This is a genomic window from Duganella sp. S19_KUP01_CR8 (assembly GCF_036688705.1).
In the GTDB taxonomy this organism is placed as follows: domain Bacteria; phylum Pseudomonadota; class Gammaproteobacteria; order Burkholderiales; family Burkholderiaceae_D; genus Rugamonas.
In genome coordinates, this window is sequence record NZ_JAQQPR010000017.1 from 14,260 (window position 1) to 32,187 (window position 17,928).

Genomic DNA, 17,928 nt, shown 5'->3' on the forward strand with positions numbered 1-17,928 from the left:
TTACCCAGAATGGATGCGCCCATGAAAATAGCTTTCCTCGCCGATCCCTTGGCCAGTTTTAAAACCTACAAGGATTCGACCTACGCCATGATGGTGGAAGCGGCCAAACGCGGCCACACCGTCTACGCCTTCGAGCAAAAAGACATGGCGCTGGACAGCGGCGTGGTCTACGCCAACGCGGCCGCGATCACCATCACCGGCGACAGCCACGACTGGTACCGCGCGGCGCCGTCACACGAAACCAAGCTGGGCGAGTTCGACGCCATCATCCAGCGCAAGGATCCTCCGTTCGACATGGAGTACATCTACGGCACCTACCTGCTGGAGCTGGCCGAGAAGCAGGGCGCCAAGGTGTTCAACAAGCCGTCCGCGATCCGCGACCACAACGAAAAACTGTCGATCGCCCAGTTCAGCCAGTTCACCTCGCCGACCCTGGTGACGGCCGACGAAGCGCGCATCCGCGCCTTCCAGAAGCACCACGGCGACATCATCCTCAAGCCGCTGGACGGCATGGGCGGCGCCGGCGTGTTCCGCGTGACGGCCGACGGCATGAACCTCGGCTCCATCATCGAAACGCTGACCGACAACGGCGCCCGCACCATCATGGTGCAGCGCTATATTCCCGAGATCGTCAAGGGCGACAAGCGGATCCTGGTGATCGCCGGCAAGCCGGTGCCGTACTCGCTGGCGCGCATTCCGCAGAACGGCGAAGTGCGCGGCAACCTGGCGGCCGGCGGCGTCGGCGTGGCCCAGCCGCTGACCGAGCGCGATTATGAAATTGCCAATACCCTGGGCCCGATACTGGCCGCCCGCGGCTTGTTGCTGGTAGGATTAGACGTTATTGGTGATTGCTTAACGGAAGTGAACGTCACCAGTCCAACCTGCTTCCAGGAAATCACCCAGCAAACGGGCTTCCAGGTGGCGGCGATGTTCGTCGACGCCGTCGAAGCGGCCGTGCAGGGCAAATAACTAACAATTAACACGCGCCGGACGTCAAAAAACGTCCGCGCTCACTGGCGGTTTAAGAATATGGTTGGCATACTGCTTATGACGCACGCACCACTGGGACAGGCCTTCATTGCCGCCTGCGCCCATGTGTTCCGTGGTCCCACCGAGCGGCTGGAGGCGATCGACGTGATCGCCGACCAGGACCTCGGCGAAGTCCAGGCACTGGCGGCGGCGGCGATCAAGCGTCTCGACGACGGCGACGGGGTGCTGGTCATCACCGACGTCAAAGGCGGCACGCCCGCCAATTGCTGTAACCGCCTGGCGGACGCCGGCCGGGTGGAGGTGATCGCGGGCATCAGTTTGCCGATGCTGCTGCGCGCCATCACCTACCGCCGCGATGCGCTGGACGTGGTGGTGGAAATGGCCCTGGCCGGCGCGCAAAGTGGGGCAGTGCGCGTCGATAACCGAATCCGGGTCGGGCAATCCTGACTCCGGAATTATTTTTGCAGTGCGCATTTCTGATTGAGACAAAAGAAAAATGATTCAACAAGAACTTGAGATTATCAACAAGCTTGGTTTGCATGCGCGTGCCTCCGCCAAATTCACCCAACTGGCAGCAAAATTTCAAAGCGACGTCTGGCTGACCCGCAACGCGCGCCGCATTAACGCCAAGTCCATCATGGGCGTGATGATGCTGGCCGCCGGCAAGGGCGCCAAGGTCACGCTGGAAGCCGACGGCGCCGATGAGGGCGATTGCATCGCCGCACTGACGGCGCTGGTCAACGACAAGTTCGGCGAAGGCGAGTAATGCCCGCGGAACGCAGCCGTCCCCGCACCCCCACCGGCCCGGCCATGGCTTCCTTCACGCTGCATGGCATCCCGGTGTCGCGCGGCATCGCCATCGGCCGCGCCCACAAGCTGGCGCCGGCGGCGCTGGACGTCAAGCACTACCTGGTGGCGGAAGAGCACCTGGAGGCCGAAGTGTCGCGCCTGCAGCAGGCGCTGGTGCAGGTGCACAAGGAACTGCAGACGCTGTGGAACGAACTGCCGAAGGATGCGCCGACCGAACTGGGCGCCTTCATCGACGTCCACGCGCTGATCCTGTCCGACCCGATGATCTCGGAAGCGCCGCTGGACATCATCCGCACCCGCCACTACAACGCCGAATGGGCGCTGCTGACCCAGATCGACGAGTTGTCGGCGCAGTTCGACGAAATCGAAGACCCCTACCTGCGCGAGCGCAAGGCCGACATCCAGCAGGTCGCCGAGCGCGTGCTGAAGGTGTTGATGGGCACCGCCCAGATCCTGCCCGCCAGCACCGGCGAGGACGGCTTCCAGGCGCAGATGATCATCGTCGCCCACGACATCTCGCCGGCCGACATGTTGCAATTCCGCGACCGTTCCTTCATCGGCTTCGTCACCGACGTCGGCGGCCAGAACTCGCACACGGCCATCGTCGCCCGCAGCCTGGACATCCCGGCGGCGGTCGGCATGTCCGGCGCCTCGACCCTGATCGAGCAGGACGACTGGTTGATCATCGACGGCGACGCCGGCGTGGTGATCGCCAACCCGAGCGCGCTGGTGCTGGAGCAGTACCGCGAACGCCAGGGCGCCGCCGCGCGCGCGCGCAAGAAGCTGCAGAAGCTGAAGAAAACCCCGGCCATCACCAAGGACGGCGTCGAGATCCAGCTGATGGCCAACATCGAACTGCCGGACGATTGCCCGGCCGCGATGGAGGCGGGCGCCAACGGCGTCGGCCTGTTCCGCTCCGAGTTCCTGTTCATGGGCCGCAACAGCAAGATCCCGTCCGAGGACGAGCAGTTCGAACAGTACAAGAAGGCCGTGGTGGCGATGAAGGGCCGGCCGGTCACCATCCGCACGCTCGACATCGGCGCCGACAAGCCGCTCGACCAGACCGAGCACACCGCGCTCAACCCGGCGCTGGGCCTGCGGGCGATCCGCTACTGCCTGGCCGAGCCGCAGATCTTCCTGACCCAGCTGCGCGCCATCCTGCGCGCGTCGGCGTTCGGCAAGGTGCGCATCCTGATCCCGATGCTGGCGCACGCCTTCGAGATCGACCAGTCGCTGGCGATGATCGCCCAGGCCAAGGCCGAGCTGCGCGAGCAGAACATCAAGTTCGACGACGAGGTCGACGTCGGCGCCATGATCGAAATCCCGGCCGCCGCGCTGGCGCTGCCGATGTTCGTCAAGCGCATGGACTTCCTGTCGATCGGCACCAACGACCTGATCCAGTACACGCTGGCGATCGACCGGGTTGATTATGAGGTCGCGCACCTTTACAATCCGCTCCATCCGGCTGTGCTGCAATTGATCTCGATGACGATTGCGGCCGGGCATAAAGCCGGGATCGACGTGGCCGTGTGCGGAGAAATGGCGGGCGACATCAAGCTGACGCGCCTGCTGTTGGGCATGGGCTTGCGCGAATTCTCGATGCACCCGGCGCAGCTGCTGTCGGTCAAGCAGGAAATCCTGAACAGCGACCTTGCGCGCATCATGCCGCAAACCCGCAAGATCATGCGCTCGATGGAACCAAGTGTAATTGCAGACGCGGTCGAACAATTGCAGTTGTTATAAGTAAGTGGCGGAGCCCATCCTCGCGGTTCCGCCTTGACAGATGGCCCGCGGGGCCGACCCCTATAAAAATTAAACCACATGCCATCCTTAGGATACGTTACTCCGCAAACCATGCATTTTGCGCAGCCGCTGCCGCTGCAAAGCGGCGCATCGCTGCACGACTACATGCTGATGTATGAAACCTACGGCACCCTGAATGCCGACAAATCGAACGCGGTGCTGGTCTGCCACGCGCTCAACGCTTCGCACCACGTGGCCGGCGAATACGAAGGCCAGCCGAAAAGCCAGGGCTGGTGGGACAATATGGTCGGTCCCGGCAAGCCGCTCGACACCGACCACTTCTTCGTCATCGGCATCAACAACCTCGGCTCCTGCTTCGGCTCGACCGGGCCTATGCACGTCAATCCCGCCACCGGCAAGCCATACGGCGCGGCCTTCCCGGTGGTCACGGTGGAGGACTGGGTCCACGCCCAGGCGCGCCTGGCCGATCAACTGGGCATCACCCAGTTCGCCGCCGTCATGGGCGGTTCGCTGGGCGGCATGCAGGCGCTGGCCTGGTCCATCATGTACCCGGACCGTCTGCGCCACTGCGTGGTGATCGCCTCGACCGCCAAGCTGTCGGCGCAGAACATCGCCTTCAACGACGTCGCCCGCCAGGCCATCCTGTCCGATCCCGACTACCGCGGCGGCGACTTCTACGAACACGGCGTGGTGCCGAAGAACGGCCTGCGCGTGGCGCGCATGGTCGGCCACATCACCTATTTGTCCGACGACGACATGGCCGAGAAGTTCGGCCGCAAGCTGCGCGATGCTGCGGAGGCGGGCGACTACAAGTTCGGCTTCGGCGTCGACTTCGAAATCGAATCCTACCTGCGCTACCAGGGCGACAAGTTCAGCGAATACTTCGACGCCAACACCTACCTGCTGATCACCAAGGCACTCGACTATTTCGACCCGGCGCGCGCGCACGGCGGCGACCTGGCCAAGACCCTGGCCGGCACCAAGGCCAAGTTCTTCCTGGCCTCGTTCACCACCGACTGGCGCTTCTCGCCGGAGCGCAGCCAGGAGATCGTCAAGGCGCTGATCTGCAACCGCCGCCAGGTCACCTACGCGGAGATCGACGCGCCGCACGGCCACGACGCCTTCCTGCTGGAAGACCCGCGCTACATGAACCTGGTGCGCGCCTACTACGATCAGGTGTGGAACGACATTAACCAGAAAGCGGCAGCATGAACTTCAACGATTTAAGCAGCGCCCGGCCGGACCTGGCCTTCATCGCCCACTGGGTGCCGGAGAATGCACACGTGCTCGATGTCGGCTGCGGCGACGGCGTGATGATGGACTACCTGCAAAGCGACAAGCAGTGCAGCGGCTACGGTATCGAGATCGCCGACGACAAGGTGCTCGACTCCACCAGGCGCGGCGTGCGCGTGATCCAGCAGGACATGGAGAAGGGCCTGGCCCTGTTCGGCGACAACAGTTTCGACACGGTGCTGTGCCTGTCGTCTCTGCAGATGATGAAGCATGTGGAGCCGCTGCTGCGCGACATCGTCCGCGTCGGCAAGGAGGCGATCGTATCGTTCCCCAACTTCGCCTACTGGCCGCACCGCGTGGCCTTGCTGAAGGGGCGCATGCCGGTGTCGGAATCGCTGCCGTACGAGTGGTACGACACGCCCAATATGCGTTGCGCCACCATCACCGATTTCCGCGACCTGGCCGAAGAGTGCGGACTGGAAGTGATTGATTGCGTGGCGCTGGCCGAAGGCCGACGCGTCTCGTTCCTGCCCAACCTGCGCGGCGACCTTGCCGTGTTCCGCTTGCGTAAAAAGGTCAGCCACTGATGACGATCCAGGAACAGCCATCGAGCGCGCCCGGCTGGCGCACCTACCTGAACGGCCGCACCGTCTCCATCCTGTTCCTGGGCTTCAGCTCCGGCCTGCCGCTGTACACGCTGATCTACCTGATGCAGGCGTGGCTGGCCAAGTCCGGGCTGGACGTGAAGGCGCTGGGCCTGTTCGCGCTGGTGACCTTCCCGTACACCTTCAAGTTCCTGTGGGCGCCGTTGATGGACCGCTACGCCATCGGCTCGCTGGGCCGGCGGCGCGGCTGGATGGCGCTGACGCAGCTGTCGCTGTTCCTGGTGATCGGTGGCCTCGGCATGCTGGATCCGAAGCTGGAGCTGACCCTGATCGCCGGCACGGTGTTCGTGATCGCCTTCCTGTCGGCCAGCCAGGACGTGGTGATCGACGCCTACCGGCGCGAGATCCTGGCCGAGAACGAGCAGGGCCTGGGCGCGGCCATCATCGTCAACGCCTACAAGGCCGCCAGCCTGATTCCAAGCGCGCTGGGACTGGTGCTGGCGGACAGCATGTCGTGGCAGGCCGTGTTCTGGATCGTCGCCGCCTTCATGCTGCCGGGCTTCGTCTGCACCTTGCTGTCCAAGGAACCCGCCGTGTATGGCGCGCCGCCGAAGAACCTGCAGGAAGCGGTGGTGCTGCCGTTCCGCGAGTTCGTGCAGCGCGACGGCTGGAACCAGGCCTTGCTGATCATCGGCTTCGTGCTGCTCTACAAAATCGGCGACAGCATGGCCACCGCGCTGTCGACCAAGTTCTTCCTCGACATCGGCTTCACCACCAAGCAGATCGGCCTGGCGGCCAACGCCACCGGCTGGTGGGCGGCGCTGGCCGGCGGCGCTGTCGGCGGCATCTGGATGATCAAGCTGGGCATCAACCGCGCCCTGTGGGTGTTCGGCGTGTTGCAGGCGATCGCCATCCTGGGCTTTGCCTGGCTGGCCCGCACCGGACCCGATCCGTTGTTGCTGAGCGCCGTCTTCGGCTTCGAAGCCTTCGCCAGCCTGGGGCTGGGGGCGGCGGCGCTGGTGGCGTTCATGTCGCGCGCCACCGATCCGCGCTACACGGCCACCCAGTACGCCTTGTTTTCCAGCCTGGCCGCCGTGCCGCGCACGTTCATCAATTCCTCGGTCGGGTATATAGTGGCGGAAACCGGATGGTTCTGGTTCTTTATTGTGTGCTTCGTCCTGGCGTTTCCTGCCATGATGATGCTGCCTAAAATCGCCCCATGGAATACCAGGAATGAAAAAGCTTAAATTGAACGCCGCCTTGCTGGCCCTGGTTTGCTGCGCCGGCGCCATCGCGCCCGTAGCGGCCGGTGGCCAGAACGACGGCATCCCCGTCAGCAGCATGTCGCGCCTGCGCGGCCTGGGCGGCGACGCCCGCCAGTTCGACCAGCAATCGAAGCTGCAATACGACCAGATGCTGGCCCAGGCCCACCAGAAAGACGCGGTCGCCACCGAGCGCAATCCGCAGCTGATACGGCTGCGCGCCATCGCCAAGCGGCTGATCCCATTCACGGCGCGCTGGAATCCCGACTCCGCCAGCTGGAAGTGGGAAGTCAACCTGCTCAACTCGCCGACGGTGAATGCCTTCTGCATGCCGGGCGGCCGCATCGCCTTCTACAACGGCATCCTGACCAAACTGAACCTGACCGACGACGAAGTGGCGATGGTCATGGGCCACGAGATCGCCCACGCGCTGCGCGAGCACGCGCGCGAGCAGGCCGGCAAGAACACCATCACCTCGGTCGGCACGCGCATCCTTGGCGCGGTGGGCTCGGCCTACTTCGGCGTCGATCCGCGCCTGGGTGATGCTGCCGCCGGCATGGTGGCGCAGGGCGCCGCGCTGAGCTTCTCGCGCGGCGACGAGAGCGAGGCCGACCTGGTCGGCCTGGACCTGGCGGCGCGCGCCGGCTACGATCCGCGCGCCGGCATCGCGCTGTGGCAGAAAATGAGCGCGGTGAACAAGAACCAGCCGCTGCCTTTCCTGTCGACCCACCCGAGCGGCAGCAAGCGCATCGAGGACATGAACAAGAATATGCACCTGGTGCTGCCGGTGTACGCGCGCGCCAAGGGGCTGGATGCCAACGCGCTGCCGCCGTATCACTCGCTGGCGCTGCCGCGTTCATAATGTCGCGCGCGCCGCTGCCGATGCGCGACGGTGTCGCGCCCAGCTATCTGTGGCTGCCGGAAGGGCAGTGGCCGGACCTGCTGACCTTCCTGGTCGCGCGCTATCCCGACGTGACGGAAGCGTCGTGGCGCGACCGCATGGCGCGCCACGAGGTGGTGGACGGCGACGGCAAGGAGCTGGCGCCGCACAGCGCCTACCGGCGCGGCATGCGCATCTTCTACTACCGCGAGCTGGATGCCGAGACGCCGATTCCGTTCGAGGAGGAGGTGCTGTTCATGGACGAGCATCTGGTGGTGGTCGACAAGCCGCACTTCCTGCCGATGATACCGACCGGCCGCTTCCTGCACGAGACGCTGCTGGTGCGGCTGAAGAAAAAGCTGGGCGAGCAGGATCTGACGCCGATCCACCGGCTGGACCGCGAGACGGCCGGCGTGGTGATCTTCTCGCGCCGGCAGGACAGCCGGGGCGCTTACCAGTCGATGTTCCAGAAGCGGGTGATCGAGAAGGAGTACGAGGCGCTGGCGCCGCGCCTGCACGGGCGCGACTTCCCCTTTACTTACCGCAGCCGCATGGTCGACGGCGACAAATTCTTCATCATGAAGGAGGAGCCGGGCGAGCCGAATTCGGAAACGCTGATCGACGTCATCGAGCACCGCGCCGACTGCACCTTGTACCGGCTGCATCCGCACACCGGCCGCAAGCACCAGTTGCGCGTGCACCTGGCGTCGCTGGGCATCCCCATCATCAACGACGCCTTCTACCCGGTGGCGCTGCCGTGCAAGCAGGACGACGTCTCCCAGCCCTTGAAGCTGCTGGCGCGCCGCATCGCCTTCACCGACCCGCTGAGCGGCGAGCGCCGCGAATTCCGCAGCCGCCGCAGCCTTTAAAACGGTGGGTTAGGCGTAGGTGATGGTCAACGGCGCGTGGTCGGAGAACTTTTCTTCCTTGTAGATCGCGACCGTGGTGGCCTTGGCGGCGATGCCCGGGGTGGCGACGTGGTAGTCGATGCGCCAGCCGACGTTCTTGGCGTAGGCCTGGCCGCGGTTGCTCCACCACGTGTATTGCTCTTCGCGCGGGTCGAGGCCGCGGTGCACGTCGACGTAGCCGACTTCGTCGAAGACGCGCGTCATCCATTCGCGCTCTTCCGGCAGGAAGCCGGAGTTCTTCTTGTTGCCCTTCCAGTTCTTCAGGTCGATTTCCTTGTGGGCGATGTTCCAGTCGCCGCAGATGACCACTTCGCGGCCTTCGGCGTGCAAGGCTTGCAGGTGCGGCAGGAACAGGTCCATGAAGCGGAACTTGGCTTCCTGGCGCTCCGGGCCGGACGAACCGGACGGGCAATACACCGAAATCACCGTCAGGTTGCCGAAATCGCAACGCACATAGCGGCCCTCGGCGTCGAACTCCGGCGAACCGAAGCCGATCACCACGCGGTCCGGCTCGATCTTGCTGTAGACGCCGGTGCCGGAATAGCCTTTTTTCTCGGCATAGTGGAAGTGGCCGTGGTAGCCGCCCGGATTGAGGAATTCCGGCGTCATGTCCGGCGCCTGCGCCTTCAATTCCTGGACACAGACGAAATCGGCGTCCTGCATGGCCATCCATTTGAAAAAGCCCTTGGTCGAGGCGGAACGGATGCCGTTCAGATTGGCAGAGATGATTTTTGGCATGGTCGATTCGATGCGTAAATTTTGGAATGCGCTAGTGTAGCGTTAAAATACAGGCACTTTACAGAAATGAGGCAGTATGACGAATCCACTGAACCCCCTGCGCCAGCAATTTATCGAATTTTCGGTCAAAACCGGTGTGTTGCGCTTCGGCGACTTCACCACCAAGGCCGGGCGCCAGTCGCCGTACTTCTTCAACGCCGGCCTGTTCCATGACGGCGCCACGCTGGCCCAGCTGGCCCAGTTCTACGCGCAAACGCTGCTCGACTCCGGCGTCGAGTTCGACATGCTGTTCGGCCCTGCCTACAAGGGCATCACGCTGGCCTCGGCCACGGCGGTGGCGCTGGCAGGCAAGGGCCGCAACACCTCGTTCGCCTTCAACCGCAAGGAAGCCAAGGACCACGGCGAAGGCGGCACCATCGTCGGTGCCAAGCTGCAGGGCAAGGTCGTCATCATCGACGACGTGATCTCGGCCGGCACCTCGGTGCGCGAATCGGTGGACATGATACGCGCCGCCGGCGCCGAACCGTGCGCCGTGCTGATCGCGCTGGACCGCATGGAACGCTCCGGCAAGGACGACCAGCTGTCGCCCAGCTCGGCGGTGCAGGAAGTGGCCAAGGCCTATAACATCCCGGTGATTTCGATCGGCAACCTGGACGACCTGTTCAGCTACCTGAACGGCGCCGGCGCTGATCCGCAGCTGTTGCAATACAAGGACGCCGTGGCCGCCTACCGTACCCGTTACGGCATTGCCTAACTAGCCATATTGCTAGACTTTGAAATTTCTTTGATGTAACCTCATTCGGTATACCGGAGACAAAAGGGGCAAACCCATGAACATCGCAACATTGAAGGTGCACGGCGACGACGACGGCCTGTACGACATCCGCGACGGATTGCCGACCGAGCCGGACAGCGACTGGGAAAAGGGCGACGTCAAGCCCGACGGCCGGGTACGCCTGGATTCCGGTTTCTACGTGGCCGTCGGCGCCGACATGAACCCGGACCAGCTGCTCAAGCAGATCCGCCACTACCTGGCCGAGTGCCAGGCGCGCGGCATCCACTTTGAGCGTTCGGATGTGGCGGCCGAGCTGCGCGTCTCCTTCACCACCGAACGCGGCGAAGCGACTCCCACCCTGGACTTCACGCTGGCCGACCTGAAGCTGCTGGTCGACATGGGCATCAACCTGAGTATCACGGCTTGATGCGGTTCTCCGAAGACCGCCTGGCCAGCTTCCGCGCCGGTCCGCTGGCCGAGCGCCGCGTCCACATCTGGGAGCCGGCCGCGCCGCGCGCGGTGATCCTGGCGATCCACGGCGGCATGGCGCACGCGGGCGACTACGTCACGCCGGCGCTGTACTTCCGCCAGCACGGCATCGCCACCGTGGCCTACGACTTGTGCGGCCACCAGGATGCGCGCCGGGTCGACATCCCCGGCTTCGGCGTTTTCCTGGACGACAGCGTGGCCTTCCTGCAGTGGGTCAAGCAGCAGTATCCGGGCTTGCCGATTTATGTGATGGGCCATTCGATGGGCGCGTTGATCGCCACCCACCTGGGCCTGGGCCACTTCGCCGGCGATGCCGCCATCAAGGGCTTCATCCTGTCGTCGCCGTATTATGTGAACGCGATCAAGGTGTCGCCAGTTCTGCTGGCGCTGGCCGGCGTGCTGGGCGCGCTGGCGCCGCGCATGAAGGTGCCGCTGGTGGCACTGACCGATATGCTGACCCACGATGCCGCCATCACCGCCCGCCATTACGACGATGAGCGGGACGGCATCCGCGCCACTGAGATCACGGTCCGCTTCGGCAACGCGCTGACCCATGCGCAGCAAGGGTTGGCGCCGCGCATGGCTGGCTGGACGCATCCGCTGTTTGCTGTAGTAGCTGGAGACGACAAGCTGGCCGATGCCGATGCGGCGGAGAAGATGCTGAAATCGGTGCCGCCGGCGTTGTTGACTTACCAGCGGCATCCGCAGAACTACCACGAGAATTTCAATGAGCTCAACCGCGAGCAGATCTTCGCCGACATCCTGGAATGGATGGCGCTAAGCCCTCCCCACTAAGCTTACTCCAACGTCCAGACGTACTGCATCTGCATCCATGACTCCACCGGCTTGCCGGCGCTGGTGCCCGGCTTGAACGAGCATTTCCGGATGCCGGTGCGAGCCGCTTCATCCAGGTCCGGATGGCCGCTGGATTTCTTGAGCTTCGATTGCTTCAATTTTCCGTCAGCGCCGATCAGGAACGCCAGCGTCACGGTGCCGGTCTCGTTACGCTGGATCGCGCCCTCGGGCCAGGCCGGTTTCGGGCAGCTATCGAAATCGGCGACGGCGTGCACTTTTTTCACGGCCACCTTGTCGGCGGCCACCGCCTCCGCGTAGATCGACATGCAGGCCAGCGCCAGTCCCAGCATCGGCAGGGCGGCTTTCCAGTTCAAGGCCTGCGGTGCAGGGCGGCACAAACGTTGAATACGGTCCATCAAATTTCCTCCATTGGCCGCTTGGGCCAGGTGGTGAGTTGAGAACTGGAGACGTTCCAGCTCCGAAAGTGCAAGGGCCAGACGCCGCGGTTCGCCCAGCTGCCTTGCTGCGAGATCGTCCGCCATCAGTTCGCGCTCGGTGCGGATGCGGTTCGAGATCCACCAGACGGCCGGGTGGTAGAACAGCAGCGTTTCGATGACGTTCTGCAGCAGGTTAATCAGGTAATCGTGACGCTTGATGTGCGCCATTTCGTGCGCCAGCAGCGCTTCCAGCAGGTCGGGCGGCATGCCCGCCACCAGTGCCGCCGGCAGCAGCACCACCGGCCGCCACCAGCCGGCGGTGATCGGGCTGGCGATGGTGTCGACGATGCGCAGCCGTACGTCGCGGTCGACGCCGAAGCGCACAGCCAGGCGTGACAGGCTGGCCTCCCAGCGCAACTGGTCCTGACGGTGGTCGCAATCGCACTGCCTGGCGGCGCGGTCTATCCATAGCAGGCCGAGGATCATGCGCAGCGACAGTACGATGGCGCACAAGGCCCACAGGCCGACGATGTCGCGCATCGAGTCGCGCAGGTCGAACGGTTGGCTGCCGACGATACTCTGCGCGGCCAGGCGCAGCACGCCGCCGCTCATGGCGGCGCCGTCGGCGTGCCCGTTCAGCCTTTGATACAGCTCGACCGCGGGCCAGCACAGGCAGGCCAGTAGCGCCGAGCAGGCCACCAGGTAGCGGTATTCGGCGCGGCTGTTGCGCAGCAGCGTGAGGGCGATGGCGGTGGCGCAGCCCAGCAGCAGGCCTTGCCACAGGAAGTGCATCAGCGTCAGGCCGAGCGCGAAAATGAAGGCGCTCATTTCGGTTCGTCCTTGAGGATTTTCTCGATCTCCGCGCGCTCCTTCTTCGAGATGCCGGAGCGCAGCGCCGCCAGCACCAGCGCCTTGGCCGAGCCGGCGAAGGCCTTCTGCATCAGGTCCTTCAGCAGATTGGTTTGCAGCGCGTCCTGCGCCTGCGCCGGCGCGTAGATGTGCGAGCGCTGGCTTTCGTCGCGGATCAGGATGCCCTTGGTGTGCATGATCTGCATCAGGCGCAGCACGGTGCCGTAGGCCAGGTCCGGTTTCTCTTCCAACATGGCCTCGTGCACCTGCTTGGCGGTGGCCGAGCCTAGCGGCCACAGGGCTTGCAGCAGATCGAGTTCGGCGGCGGTCGGTTTGGGTATGCTCATGGCGTGTCTCTTGTCGGCTTGCTAAAGTATTTGTAGATTAGTCTGTCTAGACAAAAATGTATACTTTAGTTCTTGATTCCGCCGCAGCGCGTTGTTTTACGTAGACAGGAGTGTCTATAAGGTGATCGTGATGCGGGCGCCGCCCAGTGGCGTATCGTCGATGGCGATGGCGCCGCCATGCAGCTGGACAGCTTTGGCGGTGATGGCGAGACCCAGGCCGTAGCCGCTGGCGGCGTAGTCCTGTTCGCGGGCCAGCCGGTAGAAGGGCTCGAACACGTGTTCACGCGCCTCGGGCGGGATGCCGGGGCCGTCGTCTTCCACCGTGATGTGCACGGCGGCGCCATCGCGTTCGGCCGACAGCACGATGCGCGATGCCGCGTATTTGGCGGCGTTACCCAGCAGGTTGTTGATGGCGCGCGCCAGCAGGCGGGGATCGCCTTGCAGCTCGCCCAAGTCGTCGGGAATGCTGGCGCTGAACTGCTGCGCCGACGATTGCGGCGGCGCGCAGCTTGACAGCAGCGGCGCCAACGCAAACAGCTGGCGCGGCATGGATTGCGCTTGGTCGAGCTGCGTCAGGTCAAGTAGCTCGTTGACCAGCGTTTTCAATTCGTCGACATCGGTTCCCATCGCCACGACACGCTTTTGCAGCGCCGGGTCGTCGGCCGCGTGGCGTTCGCGCAGCAGCTCCAGGCCGAACTCCAGCCGCGCGATCGGCGTGCGCAGCTCGTGCGATACGGAGCGCAGCAGGTTCTTGTGCGCTTCCATCAGCAGGCCGATACGCTCGGCCATGTCGTTGATGCGGCCGGCCAGCGGCGCGATGCTCGACGCCGGCCGCACCTCGGCGCGCGCCGTCAGGTTGCCCTGGCCGAAATCGTCGGCCACCTTCGACAGCGCCAGCAAACCGCGCCAGTGCCGGCGCGTCCACCAGCCTATCGGCACCAGCAGGAACAGCGCGATCACGCCGAAGCGGATGGCCTCCATGCCCAGCGCCTGGCCGATGTCGATCGGCAGGCGCTGGGCGTGGATCACGTCGTCGTCGCTGCCGATGTAGCGCGCGCCGGTGGTGTCGACACGGCGGTAGAACGCCTTGCCGCCGACGTCGATGACCACCGCGCCTTGCAGCAGCTGCCCGCGTTTGGAGGAGGGCAGCGCCGCCAGCACCGCCGGCAGCGGCTGCAGCTCCAGCGTGGCTTCGGATACCTCGCGCACCTTGTTCAGGCGCGGCAGCCATTCGTCGCTGGGCGCCTTGTCGATGTACTGCTCCAGCAGGAAGATCTGGCCGGCCGCCTGGCGGCGCGCGATCTCCTCCAGCGGATCGCCGAACAGGCGGCTGAAGGTGAAGTAGATCGCGCAGGTTGCCAGCGTGATGGCCAGCATCACCAGCAAAGCGAAGCGCCAGAAAAGACGGTTCATTCCCAGGCCGAGGGGCTGAACAGATAGCCTTCGCCCCAGACGGTCTTGATGCGTTCCGCGCCGCCGTCGCCGAACTTGCGGCGCAGGCGCGAGATGCAGTTGTCGATGCTGCGATCGAGGCCGTCGAATTCGATGCCGCGCATCTTGACCAGGATGTCGTTGCGCGACATGACCTTGCCCGAGGCGTCGGCCAGGATCACGAACAGCTTGAACTCCGCGCTGTTCATCGCCACTTCCTCGCCGCGCCAGTAGACGGCGCGGTTCTCGCGCGAGATGCGCAACTGGCCGATGACGATGTCGCTGTTGGCGGCGCCGTTGCCCCGCCGTTGCAGCGCGCGCAGGCGGGCCAGCAGCACGCGCGGCTGCACCGGCTTGTTGACGTAGTCGTCGGCGCCCTGTTCGAGGCCGGAGACTTCGTCGAAGCTGTCTTCGCGCGCCGTCAGTATCAGGATAGGCACGGCGCTCAGCTGGCGCAGTTGGCGGCATACCACCAGGCCGTCGACGCCGGGCAGCGTCAGGTCGAGGATCACCAGGTCCGGCTGGGTGTCGCGGAAATGGTCGAGCGCGCGGTCGCCGCGTGTCACCACGTCGACCGCGTAATCGTATTCGTCCAGGTATTCCTTGACCAGCGCGGCGAGCCGCGCATCGTCTTCCACCAGCATTACACGCTGCATTGCGCCTCCATTTCGCAGGTATTGTAGTGGAGCGCGGCGCCGAAGTGGTATTTTCGACAATCGGGTACACATCCGTACACTTTTTATACAAATGGCGCCTACAAATTGAGGACAATTCAACGACAGACCGAGGCGGATTCCGCAGCGAAGGGTGCCTAACATTGGAGGCTCTTACTTCAACCTGGAATCCGAACATGAAAAAGATTGTATGTAGTGCCCTGATCGCTCTCGCCGCAAGTTCGCTGGCGCATGCCGAAGGCTTGTATGTCGGCGCCAATATCAGTTCCCAAACCGATGGCAATGTCAGATTCACCGAGAACGGCGTGACGACGGAGCGCGGCGCGGCCAAGAAAGCGACGCCATTCGGTCTGTTTGCGGGATATGATTTGTCGCCGGTGTGGGCGCTGGAAGCCGGCTATCGCACCGACGGCGGTTCGACCGCTTTCGATCTGAGCCCCGGCTACCAGCTCAAGACCAAGGTCAGCACGGCCTACCTGGCGGCGCGGGGCACATGGCAGCTGAGCGACAACTGGTCTTTGTTCGGCAAGGCAGGCGTCGGGCAGGGCCGCATGAAGTTGGATATCAGCGGGAGAAATGCGCCGCCGGGCGAGTCGGTGCACAAGACCGGCTTGTACCTCAGCGTGGGCGCTTCCTACCTGGTCAGTAAGGACGTGGCGCTTCAACTGGAATTTGAACACACCGGCAAACTGGAACACGAGGGCTTTACCGCCAAGACGGATCGTCTCGCCCTGGGCGTGCGCTTCGGTTTCTAAGAAAAACAGAAGGAGTACATGAGTAAGCTATCCCCGTTAATTTTGCTGCTGGCCGCGTGCGGTCCGGCGCTGGCCGAAAACACCACCGAGTTGATGATGCCCGATGGGAGCAAGGACATGTACGCGGGGCTGGCGTTCACCACCAGGACAGCTGCTGCGGAGGGCGACTCGCGCCCGATGACCCTGCGGCCGCTGTTCCAGGTCCAATGGAGCAACGGCATATTTGCATCGGCCAATGGGGTGTTGGGCATGCACCTGTCTGAAACAGCGGGCGTGGAATATGGGCCGCTGATCTTTGCCAGCGATTCGCGCAACCCTGGCGAGAGCCGGCGTCTGCGCGGTACGCATCCGATAAGGGGCTCGTTGGATGTCGGCGGGTTTTATAACTACTACCTTGGCTATGAAGCGCGCGTGACATCGAACCTGATGTACGACACCAGCGCGCGTGGTTTTCGTGGCTACGTCGGCGTGCAGAAAACCTTGCCTTCGCCGGCGCCGCACCACACGGTGACCATGTCGGCCGGCGTTTCGCTGGCCAGCGATCCGGTGATGCGCGAGCTGTACGAAGTGAGCACCGCCACCGGCGGCGTGCGCGACTACCGTCCTTCCGCCGGCGTGATGACGATGAGCGCAGGCGTCAACTGGAACTGGGCCTTGAGCAGCAAGTGGCTGGTCAACAGTTCGGTGACGGGCACGCGGCTGGGCAGCGGGCCGGCCGGCGCGCCGTTCGTCGATCGCCGCAACTTCATCACCTGGTCCAGTGGACTGGCTTACCGGTTTTAATCGGCATGTTCAAACTCCTCCTGCTCTGTTTTGCCTTGCTGCCGGCGTTCGCCAGCGCGCAGGAGGATTCCGACTGGGTCGAGTATCGGGACGCCTATCGACAGATGATCTGGTTCGAGAAGTACGGCAAGCCCAAGCAGTTTTTGCAGAATCACTTCCGGATCCGGCCGCGCGACAAGAGCGTGTCCATGGACGGCCTGCGGCTGACACTCAACAGCAAGGCCACGCACCTGGCGCTGCCGCTCGATGCATTGGGGCGCGCAGTGTTCCCGTTTTCCAAAGCGGCGTATGACGACAACGCGGAACTGACGGTGAACCGCAAGGCGGGACAGCTCAAGTCCAGCGCCTGGGTATCGATCGTGACGCGGCCGGACGGCGTCTACGCGGCCGTCGATCTGCGCACCGCCTGCGACCAGCTGCTGGCCTATCTGCGCTATTCCGGCGAGGCGGCGGGAAAAAGCTGCGCCGGCGTACAGTTCTCCTATCCGAGGAATGACAGCTCGCAGGTGCAGTTCCACGCGGCCGGTGGCGCCGTCACCATGCTGACCGCGAAAGAGGGGCCGGCCTTCGCCGGCGATGTCGTCGCCACGTTCAGGGTATTCGCCTATCGCTTCGCGGCGTTGCCGGAGGCGGGACAGATCGTCACCAGCAGCACGCCGCTGGCGATCGCCGCGCTGCTTGAGTGAGCCCAGGACTGCGGGCGGCTTGATACATTGCGTGACAAATCTGACACCGAACGTTGTCCGCATGTCACGGTGGCGTCATAAAAGAAATACATCATACCGGCGATTGCTCCAAACAGAAGCGCCACGCTTCTTCCTTCGTTGTTCACACCGGGTAGCCACTATGAAAAAAATCTGCTCCGCAGCCATCCTGCTGGCGGCGTTCGCATCCGCGCACGCTGAAAACTTCACCTTCTCCTATGCCTTCGGCGACGGCTCCGCCATCACCGGTTCGCTGTCGGGTCATTTGAACGGCGACCTGGTGGAGAATGTCACGAACGTGCACGTCAACTTCCTCGGCACCGATTTCACCGGTTCCCTGGTCGGCGCATCGTGGGATGCCGCCGCCCATGACTGGAACAGCGCTGCGGGAGCGGTCGTTTCCACCAACGCCGGCAAGAACAACTTCATCTTCGCCGATGCGAATCCGCAGACCGACTTCGCCAAGGTCAACAACTACTTCTACTACGTCACCAGCAGCGATGCGCTGATCGGCAACCAGGCCTACGCGCTCAATTGCAACGGCAACTGCACCGACCTGGCGTTCGACCAGCCGACCCAGAACGCCAGCTGGTCGCTGGTCGCCGCGCCGGTACCGGAACCTGCCAGCGCCGCCATGTTGATCGCCGGCCTGGGTCTGATGGGCGCCGCCGCCCGCCGCCGTCGCCAGGCTTGATGCCG

Annotated in this window: 21 protein-coding genes; 16 read left to right on the top strand and 5 right to left on the bottom strand. The window is 64.0% G+C overall.

Going from position 1 to position 17,928, the window contains the following annotated elements:
- Window positions 1-21 precede the first annotated feature (21 nt).
- The 9 genes from gshB to V6M89_RS17790 all read left to right on the top strand — a co-directional run bounded on the left by gshB (window position 22) and on the right by V6M89_RS17790 (window position 8,413).
- On the top strand, window positions 22-969 hold the full coding sequence (gshB, locus tag V6M89_RS17750; RefSeq protein ID WP_332854406.1) for a glutathione synthase: 948 nt from the start codon (window positions 22-24) through the stop codon (window positions 967-969).
- A 60-nt stretch (window positions 970-1,029) separates the two neighbouring features.
- The gene (locus V6M89_RS17755) at window positions 1,030-1,437 is read left to right on the top strand and encodes a PTS sugar transporter subunit IIA (RefSeq protein ID WP_332854407.1); all 408 of its coding nucleotides are present in this window, start codon (window positions 1,030-1,032) and stop codon (window positions 1,435-1,437) included.
- 49 nt (window positions 1,438-1,486) lie between these two features.
- A complete protein-coding gene (locus tag V6M89_RS17760) occupies window positions 1,487-1,756 on the top strand; it encodes an HPr family phosphocarrier protein (RefSeq protein WP_008444930.1) in 270 nt (89 codons plus the stop codon).
- A gap of 44 nt (window positions 1,757-1,800) precedes the next feature.
- A complete protein-coding gene (ptsP, locus tag V6M89_RS17765) occupies window positions 1,801-3,543 on the top strand; it encodes a phosphoenolpyruvate--protein phosphotransferase (RefSeq protein WP_332854530.1) in 1,743 nt (580 codons plus the stop codon).
- A gap of 78 nt (window positions 3,544-3,621) precedes the next feature.
- Window positions 3,622-4,776, top strand: a complete 1,155-nt coding sequence (metX, locus tag V6M89_RS17770; protein WP_332854408.1) for a homoserine O-succinyltransferase MetX — start codon at window positions 3,622-3,624, stop codon at window positions 4,774-4,776.
- Entirely contained in the window at window positions 4,773-5,384 is a 612-nt protein-coding gene (metW, locus tag V6M89_RS17775; protein ID WP_332854409.1) for a methionine biosynthesis protein MetW, read from the top strand. Before metX ends, metW begins: the two co-directional genes overlap by 4 nt.
- Window positions 5,384-6,649 carry an AmpG family muropeptide MFS transporter gene (locus V6M89_RS17780; protein WP_332854410.1) on the top strand — a complete coding sequence of 422 codons (1,266 nt, stop codon included), beginning with the start codon at window positions 5,384-5,386 and terminating at the stop codon, window positions 6,647-6,649. The genes metW and V6M89_RS17780 overlap by 1 nt, the downstream gene beginning before the upstream one ends.
- Complete coding sequence (locus tag V6M89_RS17785) at window positions 6,636-7,526, top strand: M48 family metallopeptidase (protein WP_332854411.1); 891 nt, start codon at window positions 6,636-6,638, stop codon at window positions 7,524-7,526. Before V6M89_RS17780 ends, V6M89_RS17785 begins: the two co-directional genes overlap by 14 nt.
- On the top strand, window positions 7,526-8,413 hold the full coding sequence (locus tag V6M89_RS17790) for a pseudouridine synthase (RefSeq protein WP_332854412.1): 888 nt from the start codon (window positions 7,526-7,528) through the stop codon (window positions 8,411-8,413). The genes V6M89_RS17785 and V6M89_RS17790 overlap by 1 nt, the downstream gene beginning before the upstream one ends.
- 9 nt (window positions 8,414-8,422) lie before the next feature.
- Here the strand turns inward: V6M89_RS17790 and V6M89_RS17795 are convergent, their stop codons facing one another.
- A complete protein-coding gene (locus V6M89_RS17795) occupies window positions 8,423-9,190 on the bottom strand; it encodes an exodeoxyribonuclease III (RefSeq protein WP_116992229.1) in 768 nt (255 codons plus the stop codon).
- Window positions 9,191-9,266: 76 nt separating this feature from the next.
- Here V6M89_RS17795 and pyrE point away from each other — a divergent pair, with 76 nt between their 5' ends.
- The 3 genes from pyrE (at window position 9,267) to V6M89_RS17810 (ending at window position 11,249) form a co-directional block, all read left to right on the top strand.
- Complete coding sequence (pyrE, locus tag V6M89_RS17800) at window positions 9,267-9,944, top strand: orotate phosphoribosyltransferase (RefSeq protein WP_020704822.1); 678 nt, start codon at window positions 9,267-9,269, stop codon at window positions 9,942-9,944.
- Window positions 9,945-10,020: 76 nt separating this feature from the next.
- Entirely contained in the window at window positions 10,021-10,392 is a 372-nt protein-coding gene (locus V6M89_RS17805) for a hypothetical protein (RefSeq protein ID WP_332854413.1), read from the top strand.
- Complete coding sequence (locus V6M89_RS17810) at window positions 10,392-11,249, top strand: alpha/beta fold hydrolase (protein ID WP_332854414.1); 858 nt, start codon at window positions 10,392-10,394, stop codon at window positions 11,247-11,249. The genes V6M89_RS17805 and V6M89_RS17810 overlap by 1 nt, the downstream gene beginning before the upstream one ends.
- A gap of 2 nt (window positions 11,250-11,251) precedes the next feature.
- On the opposite strand, the gene V6M89_RS17815 is transcribed toward V6M89_RS17810, so the two are convergent.
- The 4 genes from V6M89_RS17815 to V6M89_RS17830 form a co-directional block, all read right to left on the bottom strand.
- Window positions 11,252-12,514 (bottom strand): M56 family metallopeptidase, encoded by a 1,263-nt coding sequence (locus V6M89_RS17815; protein WP_332854415.1) that lies wholly within the window; start codon window positions 12,512-12,514, stop codon window positions 11,252-11,254.
- Window positions 12,511-12,882 (bottom strand): BlaI/MecI/CopY family transcriptional regulator, encoded by a 372-nt coding sequence (locus V6M89_RS17820; RefSeq protein ID WP_332854416.1) that lies wholly within the window; start codon window positions 12,880-12,882, stop codon window positions 12,511-12,513. The genes V6M89_RS17815 and V6M89_RS17820 overlap by 4 nt, the downstream gene beginning before the upstream one ends.
- Before the next feature lie 114 nt (window positions 12,883-12,996).
- Window positions 12,997-14,295: an ATP-binding protein gene (locus V6M89_RS17825; protein ID WP_332854417.1), complete on the bottom strand. Its 1,299-nt coding sequence runs from the start codon at window positions 14,293-14,295 to the stop codon at window positions 12,997-12,999.
- Window positions 14,292-14,969, bottom strand: coding sequence for a response regulator transcription factor (locus V6M89_RS17830; protein ID WP_332854418.1), 678 nt, complete (start codon window positions 14,967-14,969; stop codon window positions 14,292-14,294). Before V6M89_RS17830 ends, V6M89_RS17825 begins: the two co-directional genes overlap by 4 nt.
- A gap of 194 nt (window positions 14,970-15,163) precedes the next feature.
- On the opposite strand from V6M89_RS17830, the gene V6M89_RS17835 reads away from it, so the two are divergent.
- The 4 genes from V6M89_RS17835 to V6M89_RS17850 all read left to right on the top strand — a co-directional run bounded on the left by V6M89_RS17835 (window position 15,164) and on the right by V6M89_RS17850 (window position 17,923).
- The gene (locus V6M89_RS17835; RefSeq protein WP_332854419.1) at window positions 15,164-15,742 is read left to right on the top strand and encodes a porin family protein; all 579 of its coding nucleotides are present in this window, start codon (window positions 15,164-15,166) and stop codon (window positions 15,740-15,742) included.
- Between the two features lie 18 nt (window positions 15,743-15,760).
- A complete protein-coding gene (locus V6M89_RS17840) occupies window positions 15,761-16,525 on the top strand; it encodes a MipA/OmpV family protein (RefSeq protein WP_332854420.1) in 765 nt (254 codons plus the stop codon).
- Window positions 16,526-16,530: 5 nt separating this feature from the next.
- Window positions 16,531-17,211, top strand: coding sequence for a hypothetical protein (locus V6M89_RS17845; protein ID WP_332854421.1), 681 nt, complete (start codon window positions 16,531-16,533; stop codon window positions 17,209-17,211).
- Between the two features lie 160 nt (window positions 17,212-17,371).
- Window positions 17,372-17,923, top strand: a complete 552-nt coding sequence (locus tag V6M89_RS17850; protein WP_332854422.1) for a PEPxxWA-CTERM sorting domain-containing protein — start codon at window positions 17,372-17,374, stop codon at window positions 17,921-17,923.
- Window positions 17,924-17,928 lie beyond the last annotated feature (5 nt).

Bases quoted from the DNA above. Each gene is read 5' to 3' on its own strand.
- gshB (WP_332854406.1), top strand. From the start codon at position 22: ATGAAAATAGCTTTCCTCGCCGATCCCTTGGCCAGTTTTAAAACCTAC.
- V6M89_RS17755 (WP_332854407.1), top strand. From the start codon at position 1,030: ATGGTTGGCATACTGCTTATGACGCACGCACCACTGGGACAGGCCTTC.
- V6M89_RS17760 (WP_008444930.1), top strand. From the start codon at position 1,487: ATGATTCAACAAGAACTTGAGATTATCAACAAGCTTGGTTTGCATGCG.
- ptsP (WP_332854530.1), top strand. From the start codon at position 1,801: ATGGCTTCCTTCACGCTGCATGGCATCCCGGTGTCGCGCGGCATCGCC.
- metX (WP_332854408.1), top strand. From the start codon at position 3,622: ATGCCATCCTTAGGATACGTTACTCCGCAAACCATGCATTTTGCGCAG.
- metW (WP_332854409.1), top strand. From the start codon at position 4,773: ATGAACTTCAACGATTTAAGCAGCGCCCGGCCGGACCTGGCCTTCATC.
- V6M89_RS17780 (WP_332854410.1), top strand. From the start codon at position 5,384: ATGACGATCCAGGAACAGCCATCGAGCGCGCCCGGCTGGCGCACCTAC.
- V6M89_RS17785 (WP_332854411.1), top strand. From the start codon at position 6,636: ATGAAAAAGCTTAAATTGAACGCCGCCTTGCTGGCCCTGGTTTGCTGC.
- V6M89_RS17790 (WP_332854412.1), top strand. From the start codon at position 7,526: ATGTCGCGCGCGCCGCTGCCGATGCGCGACGGTGTCGCGCCCAGCTAT.
- V6M89_RS17795 (WP_116992229.1), bottom strand. From the start codon at position 9,190: ATGCCAAAAATCATCTCTGCCAATCTGAACGGCATCCGTTCCGCCTCG.
- pyrE (WP_020704822.1), top strand. From the start codon at position 9,267: ATGACGAATCCACTGAACCCCCTGCGCCAGCAATTTATCGAATTTTCG.
- V6M89_RS17805 (WP_332854413.1), top strand. From the start codon at position 10,021: ATGAACATCGCAACATTGAAGGTGCACGGCGACGACGACGGCCTGTAC.
- V6M89_RS17810 (WP_332854414.1), top strand. From the start codon at position 10,392: ATGCGGTTCTCCGAAGACCGCCTGGCCAGCTTCCGCGCCGGTCCGCTG.
- V6M89_RS17815 (WP_332854415.1), bottom strand. From the start codon at position 12,514: ATGAGCGCCTTCATTTTCGCGCTCGGCCTGACGCTGATGCACTTCCTG.
- V6M89_RS17820 (WP_332854416.1), bottom strand. From the start codon at position 12,882: ATGAGCATACCCAAACCGACCGCCGCCGAACTCGATCTGCTGCAAGCC.
- V6M89_RS17825 (WP_332854417.1), bottom strand. From the start codon at position 14,295: ATGAACCGTCTTTTCTGGCGCTTCGCTTTGCTGGTGATGCTGGCCATC.
- V6M89_RS17830 (WP_332854418.1), bottom strand. From the start codon at position 14,969: ATGCAGCGTGTAATGCTGGTGGAAGACGATGCGCGGCTCGCCGCGCTG.
- V6M89_RS17835 (WP_332854419.1), top strand. From the start codon at position 15,164: ATGAAAAAGATTGTATGTAGTGCCCTGATCGCTCTCGCCGCAAGTTCG.
- V6M89_RS17840 (WP_332854420.1), top strand. From the start codon at position 15,761: ATGAGTAAGCTATCCCCGTTAATTTTGCTGCTGGCCGCGTGCGGTCCG.
- V6M89_RS17845 (WP_332854421.1), top strand. From the start codon at position 16,531: ATGTTCAAACTCCTCCTGCTCTGTTTTGCCTTGCTGCCGGCGTTCGCC.
- V6M89_RS17850 (WP_332854422.1), top strand. From the start codon at position 17,372: ATGAAAAAAATCTGCTCCGCAGCCATCCTGCTGGCGGCGTTCGCATCC.